Source organism: Nocardia sp. NPDC058705 (assembly GCF_042749305.1).
Taxonomy (GTDB): Bacteria; Actinomycetota; Actinomycetes; order Mycobacteriales; family Mycobacteriaceae; genus Nocardia.
In genome coordinates this window covers 76,730-93,484 of sequence record NZ_JBHYRN010000017.1, presented here as the reverse complement: position 1 = coordinate 93,484, position 16,755 = coordinate 76,730, and the positions used below count along the sequence as shown (strand labels likewise).

Sequence of the window (16,755 nt, the reverse complement as noted above, 5' to 3'; positions counted from 1 at the left end):
TCGTCACCGGTCGGGGTGTGGATGGGTCAGGATTTCGGCCAGTTGTTGACACGCTGTCGGTAGAGGCGTGCCGCGGACGTGCGCATACCGCTAGCCTGGATGGGTGGAAGTACACGCGCAGGCCCGGTCACCGCAGAGCCGTCCGGACCCTGCGCTGGAATTGCAGGACGACCCGCAGGAGTTGATGCCGCGCAAGCGGCCGACCCAGGAGCGCAGCAAGCGCAAGTTCGACGCGCTGCTGGCTTCTTCGCGCGAACTGCTCACCGAGGTGGGTTTCGAATCGTTCACCTGTGAAGAGGTCGCCCAGCGCGCCGAGGTGCCGATCGGCACGCTGTACCAGTTCTTCGCCAACAAGTACGTGATCGTCTGCGAGCTCAATCGCCAGGACCTGGTCGCGGTGTCGCGTGAGCTGGCCGACTTCCACGGTGAAGTCCCCTCGCTGGACTGGTTGCGGCACATGAACCAGTTCGTCGACCACATGGCGAACCTGTGGACCAGCGACCCGTCCCGGCGTGAGGTGTGGCTGGCGATGCAGTCAACCCCGTCCACACGGGCTACCGGCGCGCTGCACGAGAAGGAATTCGCGGCGGTCGTCTCGCAGATGCTGCGGCCGCTGACCCCGCGCACGCCACCCGCCCGGCGCACGATGATGGCCGAAGTGCTGGTGCACGTGGTGTATTCGATGCTGAATTTCTCGGTGCAGGAAGATCAGTCCAACAAAGACGCCGTCGCCGAACTCAAGCGTTTGATGGTCGCATATCTGCTTGTGGCAGAAAAGGAATCACGGCAGCAGTCCCGCCTCCCCGAGGATTCAGCCGACAGCTGAGTGCGCTCGAGGTCTCAATCGGGCCTGCGGTGGGTAACTCGCCGAGTTCTGGATGTCCCCGGCGAGTTACCCATGTTCTCGCGAAATCAGTTGTCGCGCTGACTGGTGCTGGTCCGTCCCTCGATGAGGTCGGCCAGTTCGCCCGGGTCTTCCAGCACCACCATCGCCGCGGCGGTGTCACCGTCGTGGGTCAACGACAGGTGCACGCGCACGCGGGGCAGGAACTCGGCGGCGAGGCCGTGCAGTTTGATGCTCGGCCTGCCCCACGCGTCGTTGACGACTTCGATCAGTGGATACGGGTTGTCGCCGATCTGGGGACTGCGGGCGAAGCGAGACGCTGCCCAGGCTTTGAGCACCGCCTCCTTCGCGGCCCAGCGTGCGGCGAAGCTGCGGGCCGGGTCGGTCTGTTTGCTCTGGCAGTAGCGACGTTCACCAGCGGTGAATGTCTCCCTGAGCATGGTCGACCCGGGCCGTTGCAGCTGTTCGGCGAACTCGGAGATGGTCACCAGGTCCAAGCCGATACCGAGAATCGTCACGAAGCGGCAGCCTACGACGCTTCGGTCGACTGCGGAGCGATTTGCCCCGTGCCACAACCGAAGCCGTCCGCGCGGTAGCGGCCGTCGCTGTCGAGGCGAGCCTGCGGCGAGAGCAGCATGTTGGCTTCCAGCTGACGAATCTGTTTGGCCGGCGTGCCCTCCGCGCCCAGTCGACGATCGGCGGGCTTCTCGTAGAGCGCCGACCCACCGCACATGGCCTCGGCGAACCGCTGCCTGCCCGCGAGCGCACGCTGCTGCGCACGCTCCTGGTACTCGGCCCGCGCGCCCGGTTCGATCGCGGCCAGGAACGCCTGCGGATGGACCACCGCGAGCAGACCGGACACGTGACCGAAGCCGAGCGAGGTCACCAGACCCGCCTTCAGCGCGAACTTCTCGCCGAAGCGCAGCGGCTCGCGCGCCCACACCAGGTGCGGGTAGGCGGCCATCTTCTCGTCGACACAGTCCAGGCTCCGGTTCGGCGGCACCACACCGTTTTCCAGCACTTGGCACAGCCCGATGAGCTGGAACGCCGCCGCGCCGCCCTTCGCATGGCCGGTGAGGCTCTTCTGCGAGACCACGAACAGCGGTGCGCCCTCGGTGCGACCCAGCGCGCCCGCGAGCCGCTCGTGCAGCTCCGACTCGTTGGGATCGTTGGCGGCAGTGGAGGTGTCGTGCTTGGAGATCACGGCGATGTCGTCGGGGGTCACGCCGAGCTTGCGCAGTTCGGCCGCCAGTCGCGAGCCGCTGCCGCCACGCCCCGCACCCAGCGCACCGAGACCCGGTGCGGGGATGGAGGTGTGGACGCCGTCGGCGAAGGACTGGGCGAAGGCAACGACGCCCAGCACCGGCAGACCCATCTCCACGGCCACGTCACCGCGGGCCAGCAGCACGGTGCCGCCACCCTGCGATTCCACGAACCCACCGCGACGACGGTCGTTGGCGCGGGAGAAGTAGCGGTCGCTGATGCCCTTGGCGCGCATGCTCGCCGAGTCGGCGGTGGCCGACATGTCACCGAAGCCGACGATGCCTTCGATACCCAGGTCGTCGAAACCACCGGCGACCACGACCTCGGCCTTACCGAGCCGAATCTTGTCGACACCTTCCTCGACCGAGACCGCCGCCGTGGCGCACGCCGCAACCGGGTGCACCATCGCGCCGTAGCTGCCGACGTAGGACTGCACCACGTGCGCGAGGGCGACGTTGGGCAGAGCCTCCTGGAGGATGTCGTTCGGGCGCGGTTCGCCGAGCAGGTTGTCGACGTAGAGCGAGCGCATCGAGGACATGCCACCCATACCGGTGCCCTGGGTGTTGGCCACCAGGCTCGGGTGCACCCAGCTCATCAGCTCGTCGGGGCTGAAGCCCGCGCCGACGAACGCGTCGACGGTGCAGACGATGTTCCACAGCGCGACCCGGTCGATCGAGGCGGCCATGTCGGCGGAGACGCCCCAGATGGTGGGGTCCCAGCCGGTCGGGATCTGACCGCCGACCACCCGGGAGAGCTTCGCCTTGCGCGGCACGCGGATCTCGGTGCCGGCCTGGCGAGTCACGGTCCAGTCGCCCGAACCCTCGACCGGGCTGATCACCGTGTGCTCGGGATCGGCGGTGGCGAATGCCCGTGCCTCGGTCTCGTTGGCGACGGTGAACGACAGGTCCTGATCGAGGAACACCGAGGTGAGCAGCGGGGCGGCGTTGTCGAGCATGGCGCCGTCGTCTTCGTAGCGGCGCACACCGCAGCGTTCGACGACGGTGTCGTGGTAGCGCTCCGCGACCTCGGCTTCCGGTACGAAGTCACCGGATTCGGTGTCGTACCAGCCGGGCTTGGGCTCGTTCTCCCAGCGGATGAGGCCGGTGGTCCAGGCCAGTTCGAGCACGCCTGCGGCCGAGAGCTTGTCTTCGACCTCCATCTCGAAGCGGGTACGCGAGGAGCCGTACGGGCCGAGCTCGCCGGCACCGACGATGACGACCATCTCGCTCAGGTCCGCGGTGACCGGCGCCCAATCCGGGACGGGCAGTGCGGAACTCAGGGTGGGCGGTGCGGGCAGCGCGGAGATGGTCGCGGCGGTCGCGACTTCTTCCGTCTTCTCCGCAGCGGCTTCCTGTGCCTGCTTGGCCAAGGCGGGCAGGTCGAGCTTGGCGCGCGCCAGACCGCCGGTGAGGTCGATCTGCTGCGGGCCGGTGATCGTCACCTGACGGGCACGCGAGGTGCACCACTTGAGCAGCTCGTCGGCCATCTCGGCGGTCGACCAGGTGTGCACGCCTGCCTTCTCGACAGCCTCGACCATGGGGTCGTTGTGGCCCATCAGCCCGGTGCCGCGCACCCAGCCGATGAGCGCGTGCACGAGGGTGACGCGTTCGGCCCAGGACTTCTCGGCCTTCCACTTGGCGACCACCGCGTCGAGTGCGGCCTTGGATTCGCCGTAGGCTCCGTCGCCGCCGAAGAGGCCGCGGTTGGGCGAACCCGGCAGCACCACATGGAGTTTCGCGTCGACGTCGTGGTCGGCGCCGAGGGCGGACAGGCCGCCGATCAGCCGTTCGACCGACCACAGCAGTACGCGCATTTCCATTTCGGCGCGGGCGCCCGCGTCGGCGAGGTCACCGGCGACGCGCGGTGCCGCGAACGGCAGCAGCATCGTCGGGGTCATGGCGTCCTTGACCTTGATCTTGGCGCCGCCCGCGTTGTCGAGCTGCTCGGTACCGACCCAGTCGATCAGCGAGTCGAGGTCCTGGTAGGAGGCCATATTGGCCGGGACCACCCACAGCGCCGCACCGTGGCGGGCGTTGTCGCGGTAGAGCGAACGGTAGAACCTCAGGCGCTCGTCGTTGAGACCCGAGGTGGTGACCACCACGGTCGCGCCACCGGAGAGGAGCTTGCCGGTGACCGCTGCCGCGATGGAACCCTTACTGGCGCCGGTGATCACGGCGAGATCGTCGGACCACAGGCCCGGCTCGGTGGTGCCGAGCGCGGCCTTCGCGATCTGCGCGTACACCCCGGCCAGCACCGAACGGGCCTCGTGCATGGCCCGCTGACGCCACCAGTTCGCCTGGGCCGCAACAGCTTCCCCGGCGCCGGTGAAGCCGTCGATCGGCTGCGCGGCGGTGGTGGCGTCGTCACCGAGCCACATCTTCGCGAGGTCCTCGCGGGCGGTGGCCCAGCGGTCGTCGATGAGGACGGCCTTGCGGGCATCGAACGCGGGCGCGACCAAACGCGGCCAGTCCGAACCCAATTCGGCCGAAACGAGGTCGGCGAGGGTGTCGGGAGTCGCCTCGGGTGCGCTGATCTTCTCGCTGAGGCCGAGCTGTTCGAGCACGACCCGAGCCGCGGTGGCGAGCACGCCGTCGCGTCCGGTGATCTGCTCGGTGAACTCACCCAATGCGGCCGCGTCGACGGTGCCACCGGCAGCGCCACCCGCCGAGGGCATCGAGACCGCGACCCCGCGCCGCGCCGCGACCGCCTGCACGGCCGCATCGATGGCGGCGTCGACCGAAGCGGCGTCGCTCAGCGCACCGCCGGTGAGACCACCGAGGTCGCCGCCGCGCACGCTCGCACCTTCGCGGGTGCCGAGCGAGACCTCGGCGGTGACGTGGCTGGCCCAGCCGTCGCCGAGTTCCCAGACGTTCTTGACCCGGTCGGCGATGGCGGCGGGCCGCTTGCCCGACGGGCCGAAGACCTTGCGCAGGTGGTCGCCGATGGCGTCGGTGAGCACGGTGCCGAAGGGCTTGTAGGTGCGGGCCAGGCGTTCGACGGTGGCGGCGAGTGCGCCCATGTCGGCGTCGGCCGCGCCGTCGATGGCGCCGAGGGACAGTTCCGCGCCGAGGTCGACGAGGAGCTGGTTGCGCCGCGAGGAGACACCGTCGCAGAGGCCTTCGATGGTGTCGACGGGGCCGATCTGGTCCAGACGAAGCTTGGTCCACAGTGCGATGAGCACGCGGGTGGCGTCAGCGGCGCTGAAGGCGATGTCGTCGGGGCGGGGGCCGCCGGTCGCTACCGGAGCGGCGGCGGGGGCTGCTGCTGCCGGTGCTGCCTGCGTCTCGACCGGGGTCTCGTCGATGTCCTCGACCGGGGCCGGGTCGGTGTCGGTGGAGTAGACGACCGCCGCATCCCGCTCGACGTTGACGACCTCGACGGTCGCCCCACCGAATGCGGGCAGTTTCAGCGTCTGCGTGGCCAGGTTCGCCACGGTCGGGGTGGCGCCGAGGCCGACCTCGACGAAGCGTTCGACGCCGAGACCACCGTGGGCGGCGTCGGTGAACAGCAGGTCCTGGGTTTCGATCCAGCGCACCGGGCTGGCGAACTGCCATGCGAGAAGCTCGATCAGCACCACGCGGCACAGTTCGGCGTCACGCTTGGCCCAGTTGTCGAAGTCGGCCAGCACGGCGGCCAGGGGCTCGGACGGCACGAGTTCGGCGATCTCGGTGAGGAATTCGCGATCCAGCGAGAACGGACGGGGCACGAGGTTCGGAATGTATCGTCCGACAAGGACTTCCGGGTGCACCTCGGCAGGCAGCAACTGACCGAGCTTCTGCCGGAACTCCGGTACACCGTCGCGCAGCACCGAGGAGTGGAACGGCACATCGATGCCGGGCACCAGGATGAAGGCCCGCTTGCCGCCGAATTCGGCTCGGCGGCGATCGATTTCGGTTTCCAGGGCTTCGAGCCCGGCGACCGTGCCCGCGATGGCGTACTGGGAGCCGCGCAGGTTCAGGTTCACGACCTCGAGGAACTCACCGGTTTCGGCGCCGATGCCGTTGACGAAGTCGATCACCTCGGCGTCGGGCAGCCCGATCTGCGACGGGCGAATGGCAGCCATCCGATAGTCGCTGCGGCCCTGCGCATCACGCGGCACGAGCTCGTGCATGGCCGAGCCACGCTGGAACACAACTTCGAGCACGGCTTCCAGCGGCAGCACACCGGCGACGGCGGCGAGGGCGTTGTACTCACCGACCGAGTGACCGGCCAGCATCGCGCCTTCGACGAACGCGCCCGCTTCCCGCAGCTCGGCGACCTGGGCGACACCGAGGGTAGCCATGGCGACCTGGGTGAACTGGGTCAGGTGCAGCACGCCGTCGGGGTGGCGGTGTTCGACGCCGCGCGCCTTGAGGTAGGTGGGGTTGTCGCGCACCACCGCCAGGATCGAGAAACCGAGGGCGTCGCGGGTGTGCGCGTCGGCACGCTCCCACACTCGCTTGGCCGCCTTCGAGCGGGTCAGCGCGTCCAGGCCCATCCCCTTGCGCTGGATGCCCTGGCCCGGGAAGGCGTACACGGTTTTCGGGGCGGCGGTGCGCCCGGTCGCGGTCATGACCAGGTCACCGTCGACGCGGCAGGAGACCTCGACGATCTCGGCGCCCGCGTCCACCGCGATCCGCTCCACGCGCACGTCCACGGTCGCGCCGGGGCGCACCATGCCGAGGAACCTGGTGGTCCATGCCGTGAGAGTGCGTGCGGGAACGGAGCTTTCGGGATCCAGTGCGACCACCGCGTGCTGGGCGGCGGCCGAGAGCCACATGCCGTGCACGATCGGGCTGCCGAGGCCGGCCAGTTTGGCGGCGGCGTCGGAGGTGTGGATCGGGTTGTGGTCGCCGGAGACTGCGGCGAAGGCGTGCATGGCGCGGGGGGCGGCCATCTGCACATCGCGGCGACGGCGGCGCGGAGTGTCGGTGGCGTTGTCCGACACCGCACCTGCCGCGCGCGGCGGATCGGTGAGTTCGCCCGCACCGTTGCGGCCGCGGATGGCGAAGCGTTCGATGAGGCGGGCGAGCGGGGTGGCGTCGAGTCCCTGATCGAGGATCAGGCCGATGTTCACCACGACCTCGACCACGCGACCCATATCGGTGTCGACCACCGCGCCACCCTCGGCGCGGACGACGAGAATGCTTGTCTCGGCAGGCAGTTCGCTCAGCAGCTCGATCTGATGATCGAGGTGGACCAGGTCCAGCATGCCCTCGATCACGGAGCCACCGACCGGCGTGCGGGCCGCACCGAGCACCGCGAACACCGCGGGCCAGCACGCACCGACGAGCACGTCGGGAGCGATGCGGCCGAGGGTGCTGAGGGTGTCGGGCAGACCCGAACCGGTGACACCGGCGTGGTCGGCGATGAGATCCGGCATCCAGGCCAGGTTGAGGTGCGCCACACCGGCTTTCACCTCGGGCAGCGCCTTGCCCGCTGCCACGCCGAGCAGGGCCGACATCGCGATCTCGGCATCGGCGTCGGTGATCACCGGCGCGCCACCGGAATACACGCTCGCGGGCACGGTGATGCGAATCCGCACGGAGTCACGGGCCAGCGGCACCGTCAGCTCCACGTAGCCGAATTCGGCTTCGGGCCCGGTGGTTTCGGTCAGGGTGGCGCCGGTGCTCTGGTGCACCGCACTCCCCTGCTCGACGGTCCACTCCGAGACATCGCCGAGGCGGTGCACCGGGTTGACGGTGGTGCGACCGGCCCACTGCACGTCGGGGGCGGCGAGCACGGAGTCGATCGGACCGGCCACCACGCCTGCGGTGCGGCGCGCGTCCACCGGTTCGGGGACAACACCGGCCCGGACCAGGCTGTACGCGGTGTCCTGCTCGAAGCGGTCGAGCAGTTCGCCCACCGGCTCGTCCACGCGGGTAATACCCGCGACGGCGACGGTGCCGGGAATGACGCACACCTGATCGGCCGAGTAGCGCGGATCATGGGCCTGCCACAGCGAATCCGACCGCCACCAGCGGCGCACATCGGCGTCGACGACGGGGACGAAGTTCACCGGCTTGCCCGGGGTCTTGCACAGGGAGAAGAAGAACGGCACGTCGGCCGGGTGCAGCACGGTGTCGGCGACCGACGGGTACTGCTTCTTCAGCGCGCACAGCGCCTGCACCGGGTGTTCGAAGGCCTCGTCGTCGGCGAACAGGGTTTCGATCTCGCCGCTGTCGGCCGGGTTGAGCCGGGATTCGGTGCGCCGCATCATCTCCGCGAAACGGTCGCGCCAGCTGATGTCGAGCCAGTCCGAGCGGGTGGCGTCGCGGATCGCGTCACCGATATCGCTACCGCAATCGAACGAGATCGGCACGTCGCTCGAAACAGCAAGGGACACATAGCGTTCCAGCCACTGCTGGTAGGTCATGGTGGCGACGTCGCCGAAGTAGGGCTTGGCGGTGGCGTCGAGCGCGGCGATGATCTCCGCGCGTCGGCTCGCCACGGCCTCGGCATCACCGGCGACCTCGTCGAGCAGGCGGCCGGTGCGCGAGGCGGCGTTGTCGATCTCGTGGATGTCGGCGCCCAATTGGCTACGCCCGGAAGCCATTCCGCCGCTGGCAGTGCCCGCACCGACCCAGTCGGGGGTGCCGGGGGTGTCGACGAGCAACTGCTTGACTTCAGGGGCTGTGGTCGCCTCGAGGGTGGCCATCGCCGCGGTGCCGATCAGCACGCCGTCGAGGGGCATGATCGGGTAGCCGTGGCCGGTGGACCAGGTGCCGGTGAGGTAGTCGGTGGCGCGCTCGGGGGTGCCGATGCCGCCGCCGACGCAGATCACCACGTTGGTGTGCGCGCGCAACTGGGCGTAGGTGGCGAGGAGCAGGTCGTCGAGGTCTTCCCACGAGTGGTGACCGCCGGCCTTGCCACCTTCGATGTGCATGATCACCGGGTAGTCCGGCACGGCATCGGCGATGCGCAGCACGGCCTTGATCTGGGCGACGGTGCCCGGCTTGAACGCGACATGGCTGATGCCCGCCTCGGACAGCTCACCGATCAGCGCCACGGCCTCGTCGAGTTCGGGGATGCCCGCGGTGACGATCACGCCGTCGATCGGCGCACCCGCCGCCCGCGCCTTCTGCACCAGCCGCTTGCCGCCGAGCTGCAGCTTCCACAGGTAGGGGTCGAGGAACAGCGAGTTGAACTGCACCGCGCGACCCGGCTGCAGCAGTGCGCGCAGCTCGGTGACCCGATCGGCGAAGATCTGCTCGGTCACCTGACCGCCACCGGCCAGCTCGGCCCAGTGGCCCGCATTGGCCGCGGCCGCAACGATTTTCGCGTCGACGGTGGTCGGGGTCATGCCTGCCAGTAGGATCGGCGAGCGGCCGGTGAGCTTGGTGAACGCGGTCTCGACGACGATGCGGCCGTCGGGCAGCCGCACCGGCTTCGGTGCGAACGCCGACCACGGCGTCGACAGCTCGGGCGCGGCACCCGGGGTGAGCAGGCTGCGCTGGCCCGCGCGGGTGGCGGCGGCGATCACGCCGACACCGGTGCCCTTGAGCGAGCCGCCGGTCACCCGCGACAGCAGGTCGCCGGGGCCGAGATCGAGAATCCACTGCGCGCCCGCATCGACCACGGCGTCCACGGTGGCGACCCAGTCGATCGGGTCGACCAGCACCTGCTGGGTCAGCGCGGCGGCGAGGTCGGCGTCGAGTTCGCATTGGCGAGCCCAGCCCGCGACCTGTTCGACGGTCTCGGCCAGCGCCGGGTGATGGAAGGCCACGTCGACGGAGATGTCCTCGAACACGGGCGAGAACACCGCACCGCCGCGCGCCTTGCTCTCCCGCTGACGGGTCTGCTCCTCGTGCAATTGCGCGCAACGCGTGCGCACCCGATCGATCTGCGCTGGCGCACCCGAGAGCACGACGCGCCTGCGTCCGTTACGAATCGACACCACGGCCGCAATCGCGGGATCCACCCCTTCGGCGACCTCGGTGACGATCGCCCGCAACTGCTCCGGATCGACGTTCGACACCGCGACCATCGGCGAGCGCTCGCCCACCGGCATCAACCCACGCCTGCGCGCGACGAGCCCGGCCGCCGCACCGACGAGCTGGGCGATGGCCAGCAGCTCCGCGTCCCGCGTGCCGCCCGCCTCGACGGCCGCGGCGGCGAACAGCCCCTGTGAATGTCCGATGATCGCGACCGGCGCGTGCTCGGCCAGGTCGAGACCCTGCAGCTCGAGCGCCCTGATCGCGGCGAGCTGAGCCAGCAGCACGCCGGGCATCGACACCGCCACCGAGCGCAGTACCGAGTCCGCGGGCGCCGAGGACGGCTCCTCCGGCTCGTCGAGCTCGCTCTCGAGCACCCAGCCCATCGGATCGAAACCGCCGGGGCGCACCACCAGCAACTGGGTCGCAACCGGCTCGATCAGTACGGAGGCCTCGTTCACCAGCGCGGTCAGCTCGGGTTCCAGCGCACTGTCGCGACCGATCTCCTCGAGCTCGCGCAGCCACTGCGCACCCTGTCCACCGAACGCCAACGCGTATCCCGCTCCGGTGCGCAGCTGCTCCAGCAGCGCCACGCGGGCACCCTTCGCCTGGCTGCGACCATTCGCCTTCGCGGTCGCTCCCCTGCCGATTTCGGTGCTCTCGTTGATCGTCAAGACGCTCGACTTCCTTCTCCTGGCGTGTCGCCCACCGACGGCACGCGCACGTATCCGGCAGCCCCTCGGGCCTGTTGAGAGCCACAATCGCACAAAATCATGAGGAAAGCCTCACGTTTCCGACCACATCATCCCCTACTCCCCAGTATTTCTGCACGCTCGTACCAAAACCTTCTGAAACATGACTCCACCTCATGTTTGAACGCGCAGGTCCGGACTGTTACCCGAGTTCTCAAACATGAGTACCCCTCACATTGAGGTTTACCGAATCGTTATAATCCCAGGTAGTGTTACCCACGAGTACGCCACGCCGACCCAACGCTTCGCACAGCCCGATTCGCCCGGTAGAGTTTGGACGGTCGTACCTATCCCAACGGGTAGAGCACGCACCACGCGCAAGTGGCGGAATTGGCAGACGCGCCAGATTTAGGTTCTGGTGTCCACGGACGTGGGGGTTCAAGTCCCCCCTTGCGCACACATTTGCAGCACAGGTGCCGTTTTCGGGGTTTTGGGTGTTCGAGGACTTTCTCGCGCACTCGACCATCGCCCGTGACAGCTCTGACCAGCGTGAACGCCGGACAAATGTGGCAGGCAGACCACTTCTCGCCTGGCCGCGACTGCGGTGTATGTCTGCGTCGACCGAGGGTGGTCGGCGATGATCGAGCCGCTCGTTCCGCCGCTGACAGGCATCTACCGCTACGCGATCCCCTCCGGCCAGGTCACCGAAATCTGCCAAGTCGCAGCCCGCAGGAAGACCAGGCACTGGTCGCGGTCGAGATCCTGGGGGCGCATCGACCTCTCGAGTGCACATTCATCGTGCAGCCAATCGGTACCAGTCTCCGTTCGCCGGCTTGGACTGGCGGCAATCCGATGGTGTTGCGGTGTGGGACGCCCAACGCATTTGGGCTGCATGCCTTGCTACACAGGTCTAGAGACGAACCCCGAAGCCTGTAAGGATGCCATCGGGTCGTCGCGTCTCGACCGCGGACTAGGCGAGGGTTTCGAGGAAGAAATCACGAGCAGCCCCGGATGTTCTTTCGAACTGCTCCTCGTACACTGCGAAGTGCGGCCCGGGTACCAGGACGAGGCGCTTCGGTTCCAACGCTTCGGCGTAGCTTTGCAGCGCGATGTCGGTCGGTGCCAGAGTGTCCTGTTCGGCGATCACCATCAGCAGAGGGGTTGGCGACACCCGTCGTATGAACGCTTCCGGCGTGTACGACTGGAATTTATCGATGCTGGAGACGGTGACCTCGTTACGCCAAGAGGGCACCTGGGGACCATTGGCCATCAGCCATTGATATGCCTCTGTTCCGGGCATAGCGACGAAGTCTGTCGGGACTTCGGAGGCTGCTTTGAGCGTTTGGTGAGGCTTGCCGCACGCGCGGGCCATGCGGTCAGCAGCGATCGCCTCGTGAACGATCGGCAGCATTGTCGTTGGGACCAAGCTGCGGAAGTTGGCCCACCCGTTGGTAGTCGGTACCTGAGAGACAACCGCGCGCACGCGCCGGTCTGTCGCAGCGACCACCAGGACGTGTCCACCCGAGAAGCTGGTACCCCAGACGCCTATCCTGTCGGAGTCGATCCCCTCTAGTGTTTGGGCGAAAGTGATCGCATCGCGATAGCCCTCGATCTGTGCGCCAGGGTCGACCTCGTGGCGCGGTTGCCCGTCCGAGGTCCCGAAGCCCGGGTGGTCGTATACAAGGCATGCTAGGCCGGCATTGCTGAGCACTTCAGCAAAAGGGGCTACCCACTCTTTCACGCCCGCGAAGCCATGAGTCATGACCACGAGCGGCACACTCCGCGGCGCATTGTCCGGGCTATACAGCCATCCCCTCAAAACCACCCCGCCACTGGTGAATTCGACATCGACACGCATGAAGCCCCCTCCGATAGTTTCGTTCTCCAACGACGGTACGGACCTGGCGCAGATAGGACAGCGATTCGGCGAACATGTGCCGGTCGAAGCCCGGGTTATGTTCCAGCGCAACGGCAAGCGTCGGCGACCTCGCCTGGACTGCCACGCCGATCGGAGAACAGATCGACATCCTCGGACGGTCGCGAACCCATCCCGTGCAGTGCGACCGCATGACCGCCACCACCCGTTCAGTGAATTCGCCGACTTCCAGGGCCCTACGAATCGTGTACGAAGGCGACATCCGCGCTGGTGAACTCCGCAACGAAACCGACGGCTCGACCGACCTCGCCGCCTGGCATCCGCTCACCGACATCGAGCAACTCGACCGAGTCGACCTCGTGGACATCGGAATCGAGCTGTGGCGAACCAAACCAGCCCTTGGTCGCGCGCGCGATTGAGCGCGATACTGGCGGGATGGCGACCGTCGTGGCATTCCACGCCCACCCCGACGACGAGATAATCCTGACCGGCGGAACTCTGGCGAAACTCGCCCACGCAGGCCACCGCACCGTCATCGTGGTCGCCTGCGACGGACATATGGAACAGTTCGACGACGACCTCGCACCCCGCCTGCGCGAATTACATTCCAGTGCTGAGGTTCTCGGCGTGAACAGGGTCGAACACCTCGGCTACGCCGACAGCGGACACGGTCCGGTTCTGTATCCGGACCCGCCCGGACGGACCCGATTCGTCCGGGCACCCATCGACGAGGCGGCCGAGCGCCTGGCAGCAATCCTCACCCAGGAACGCCCGGAAATTCTGCTGAGCTACGACCGCAACGGCGGATACGGCCACCCCGACCACATCCGGGTCCACGAAGTCGGCGCCCTTGCCGCGAAAAGGGCAGGCATCCCCCGGGTGCTGAACGCGACGATCCCCCGCGAACTATTCACGGGACTGACCTGGCCCGCGCGCCTACTCGGCTACGACGCCACCGCGATCAGCACCGGTTTCACCGCCCGCGCAGACATCACCCACCGCATCGACGTCAGCGCCTTCGCCCCACAGCGAATGAACGCACTCGCCCAACACCGCTCCGTCCTCCGTGGCGGCGGCCGTTTCGCCAAGATCGCCCACACCTTGCGGCACATGCCAACGCCCGCTCAGGCACGGCTTCTCCGGTGGGAATGGTTCGCCGAGAACGGTTTCCAACGCCCCGCACCGGGCCCGCTCGACGATATCTTCACGCAAACGATCCTGGTGGCGTCTCCGGACATATCGGCAGGCGATTCGAACTCACGTCAATAATCGACACGGGTGAGATCTACCGGCATCGTGTACGTATGGCTATGACACTGCGGTTGTCCGAGGCGCAGACGGAATCGGAGTGACCGCCAGGGCAGCGCTGCCCTGCGCGCAATTGACCAGCACTGTCGCCATGGCGTGGGGTCGGGATCGATTCAGGGCCGCAGTCCGGAGCGAGCTCTCTACTCGACGTAACCCCGCCGACGCGAGAACGCCGAGTGCGAACCCGAGCCGGCCCAGCGGACCGGCAGTCGCCCCCGAATGACCACTAACCCGTACAGCACTATACGAGTTATGCTGGAGCATGTGAGCGCCACCACACCCCGTCGCAAACGCGCAGATGCCCGTCGCAGCATCGACAGCATCATCGGTGCGGCCCGCGCTGAGCTGAGCAAGGATCCACAGGCGAGTATCGATGACATCGCCGTGGTCGCGGGGGTTGGACGGATGACGGTGTACGGGCATTTTCCCAACCGGGCCGCGCTGGTCGAGGCGGCCCTGGCTGCCGCGCTGGCGGAGGGTGACGAGATGTTGGCGGCGGCCGATCTCAGTGGGAACGCCGAGCGGGCGATGATCCAATTGCTCGGTGCCAGTTGGGCTTTGATCGCCGAGTCCTCGGCGTTGTTGACCGCCGCAGTCGAGGCGCTGCCCGCGGGTCGAATCCAGCAGCTCCACGACAGTCACGCCGAGCGCATGGACGAACTCATTCGCCGTGGGCAGCGGCAGGGTGAATTCCGCACCGATCTACCTGTTCCGTGGCTGCGCAACGTCATCCATTACGTCTTGAAGGGTGCCGCCGAAGAGGTCGGCGCCGGTCGGGTTCGGTCTGCGGACGCTGCCGGTCTCGTCACCGCCACCGTGCTTCCCGTTCTCGCGTCGAATCGTGCTCCTAGCTAGAGGAATTCAGATGGCCACCACCGAAACGCCGGAGCGCAGGCACTGGCTGGGAAAGCTGGTCGAGCGCTGGCCGACGGTCTTGGGACTGGCGACGGTCGCCGCGCTGGGCGCGGGAGTGGCTGGGGATGCCGACAACGAACTCGGCGACATCCTGCTCATGCTGCCGCTGCTCTACCTCATCGTGGCGAAATTGCGCCGCCCCGCATCGACCTGGCCGGTCGTCATCGGCCTGCTCGTCCTGGCGACCGTCGTGAGCAAATTCGACATCGTCCGGACCGGGTACGTGTTCGCGGCGATCGCGCTGATTCTGCTGGTGTGGGCGGCGGTCGACGGCCAGCTGGGCCGCGGCGAGGATTTCACGATCCAGGCGCTGGGCATGGCCGGTTTCGGCGCTCTCGCAGTGGTCAGCATCGTGGCCGACCCTGAGATCGGGCGCTATGTGCTGGCCGCCTGCTGGCTGCTGCACGGAGTGTGGGACTTCGTGCATCTTCGGCTCAACCGGACGGTCGCGCGTTCGTTCGCCGAATGGTGCGCTGTTGTCGACGTCCTGGTCGCGGTCGCGCTGGTCGTCGGAATATGACCTCCGCGCGGACGTTTCGCGGCGACCGTCGATCGGTCGGCGTCGAGTTCCTCCCCTAGGCCGCCTTCTCGGTTTCCGTGACCGGATCCGCGGCCCGTCGACCGTGCAGGGGTCGGCCGACCGCGACCGCGAGCGCCGTACCCGCGACGCCGGGGAGACCGCGCCAGCTCGATGAGAGGGTGCTCAGCGAGAGCACGGTGCGGGTCTGTGGCGCGGGCAACGGCTTGCCCTCGAGGCGGTCGGTCAACCACGCGAGGCTCAACGAGGTGGACAGCGGAAGCATGGAGAAATGTTCGCTGAGTCGGTCGCGGAAGTAGGTGACGTGCACGCCCGCCCGCAGGTACCGCTGGACCTGCAGGTCGACGTTGCCGCAGTGGATGACCTGGTCGTTGACCGGCTGGAGCACCAGCAGCGGACACGTCGGAGTGGACCGCCCCAGCCGCAGATCGTCGATCACCGCGCGCACGGCGGGTTCGGCGAGGATCTCCTGCAACGGCCGAAACAGGTGGTCGTCCAACTCGAGACCGCTCATCCGCGAGACCGCGACGAGTGGTGGCAGTTTCTCGGCTCGGCTCAGTAGGTCGAGTCCCGTCGGCGTGGCGTTCGCGGTGATCGCACGATCCAACGCGGGGTACAGCCGACGCAGCGCGGCGATCACCATCGCGGGAAATCCAGCGAAACGACCACCGTCGAGTCGCAGGAGGATTTCGCCGGGGTCACCCACCGGCGCGCCGAGTACCGCTCCGACAATCGCGAGTTCGGGCGCGTACTGGGGAGCCATTTCCGCGACCCAGGAACTGGCCATCCCGCCACCGGAATAGCCCCACACCGCGATTCGGGTTCGAGAGTGCAGACCGAGTGGAGAGAAGGCCAGTGCGGCACGTGCGCCGTCGAGGCACCGGTATCCGGGTTCTCGCGGCGCCCCGAAGCTGCCGTGTTTGCCACCGTGGTCGGCGATGCTGACCGCCCAGCCGCGTTTGAGCGCGTTCGCGATGAGCAACCACTCGAGGCGGGTGATCGAACCACGCGCGCGGGTGTTGTGTCTGAGCGCGTAGGAAGGCGCGCACCGTTCGGTGATCGAATCGATCGCGGACTGGAACAGCAGCAGCGGACGGCCTGGATCCGGCACCGCGTCGGCGGGCAGCACCACGGTCGTGACGCTCAATTCCGGATGTCCGTGCAGATCGGTGCTGCGGTAGGCCAGCTGCCATGCCTCGACCCGCTGACGAACGGTTCCGAACAGGGACAACTCGACCTGACGACTGCGGATCAGGGCACCGGGCGCGTAGGTGGCAATGTCGGCGGGGCAGTGCATGAACGGATCCTGCGACGGTAGTAGCGGGCTGTCGCCGTGCTCCACCGTTCGTCGTTCTCGCACCGCATCTCCGTTCACCACTTCGTCGGTCTCTGAAATCACAGGTCGC

At 67.7% G+C, this 16,755-nt stretch carries 9 protein-coding genes and 1 tRNA gene; 6 read left to right on the top strand and 4 right to left on the bottom strand.

Annotated elements, in window-relative coordinates; translation table 11 throughout:
• Positions 1-184 precede the first annotated feature (184 nt).
• Positions 185-826, top strand: coding sequence for a TetR family transcriptional regulator (locus tag ACFW6D_RS20245; RefSeq protein WP_379330333.1), 642 nt, complete (start codon positions 185-187; stop codon positions 824-826).
• 86 nt (positions 827-912) lie between these two features.
• Here ACFW6D_RS20245 and ACFW6D_RS20240 read toward each other — a convergent pair whose 3' ends face one another.
• Complete coding sequence (locus ACFW6D_RS20240) at positions 913-1,362, bottom strand: holo-ACP synthase (RefSeq protein ID WP_379330241.1); 450 nt, start codon at positions 1,360-1,362, stop codon at positions 913-915.
• 11 nt (positions 1,363-1,373) lie between these two features.
• Entirely contained in the window at positions 1,374-10,694 is a 9,321-nt protein-coding gene (locus ACFW6D_RS20235) for a fatty acid synthase subunit beta domain-containing protein (RefSeq protein ID WP_379330239.1), read from the bottom strand.
• A 393-nt stretch (positions 10,695-11,087) separates the two neighbouring features.
• Here ACFW6D_RS20235 and ACFW6D_RS20230 point away from each other — a divergent pair.
• Positions 11,088-11,169: transfer RNA gene (locus ACFW6D_RS20230), tRNA-Leu, on the top strand.
• A gap of 513 nt (positions 11,170-11,682) precedes the next feature.
• On the opposite strand, the gene ACFW6D_RS20225 is transcribed toward ACFW6D_RS20230, so the two are convergent.
• A complete protein-coding gene (locus ACFW6D_RS20225; RefSeq protein ID WP_379330237.1) occupies positions 11,683-12,570 on the bottom strand; it encodes an alpha/beta hydrolase in 888 nt (295 codons plus the stop codon).
• 209 nt (positions 12,571-12,779) lie between these two features.
• Between ACFW6D_RS20225 and ACFW6D_RS20220 the strand changes: the two genes are divergently transcribed.
• The 4 genes from ACFW6D_RS20220 (at position 12,780) to ACFW6D_RS20205 (ending at position 15,331) form a co-directional block, all read left to right on the top strand.
• Positions 12,780-13,007: a hypothetical protein gene (locus ACFW6D_RS20220; RefSeq protein ID WP_379330235.1), complete on the top strand. Its 228-nt coding sequence runs from the start codon at positions 12,780-12,782 to the stop codon at positions 13,005-13,007.
• 16 nt (positions 13,008-13,023) lie between these two features.
• Positions 13,024-13,857, top strand: a complete 834-nt coding sequence (locus ACFW6D_RS20215) for a PIG-L deacetylase family protein (protein WP_379330233.1) — start codon at positions 13,024-13,026, stop codon at positions 13,855-13,857.
• A 291-nt stretch (positions 13,858-14,148) separates the two neighbouring features.
• The gene (locus ACFW6D_RS20210) at positions 14,149-14,751 is read left to right on the top strand and encodes a TetR/AcrR family transcriptional regulator (RefSeq protein WP_379330231.1); all 603 of its coding nucleotides are present in this window, start codon (positions 14,149-14,151) and stop codon (positions 14,749-14,751) included.
• Positions 14,752-14,761: 10 nt separating this feature from the next.
• A complete protein-coding gene (locus ACFW6D_RS20205; RefSeq protein WP_379330229.1) occupies positions 14,762-15,331 on the top strand; it encodes a hypothetical protein in 570 nt (189 codons plus the stop codon).
• 55 nt (positions 15,332-15,386) lie between these two features.
• On the opposite strand, the gene ACFW6D_RS20200 is transcribed toward ACFW6D_RS20205, so the two are convergent.
• Positions 15,387-16,709 (bottom strand): lipase family protein, encoded by a 1,323-nt coding sequence (locus ACFW6D_RS20200; RefSeq protein WP_379330227.1) that lies wholly within the window; start codon positions 16,707-16,709, stop codon positions 15,387-15,389.
• Positions 16,710-16,755: the final 46 nt, after the last annotated feature.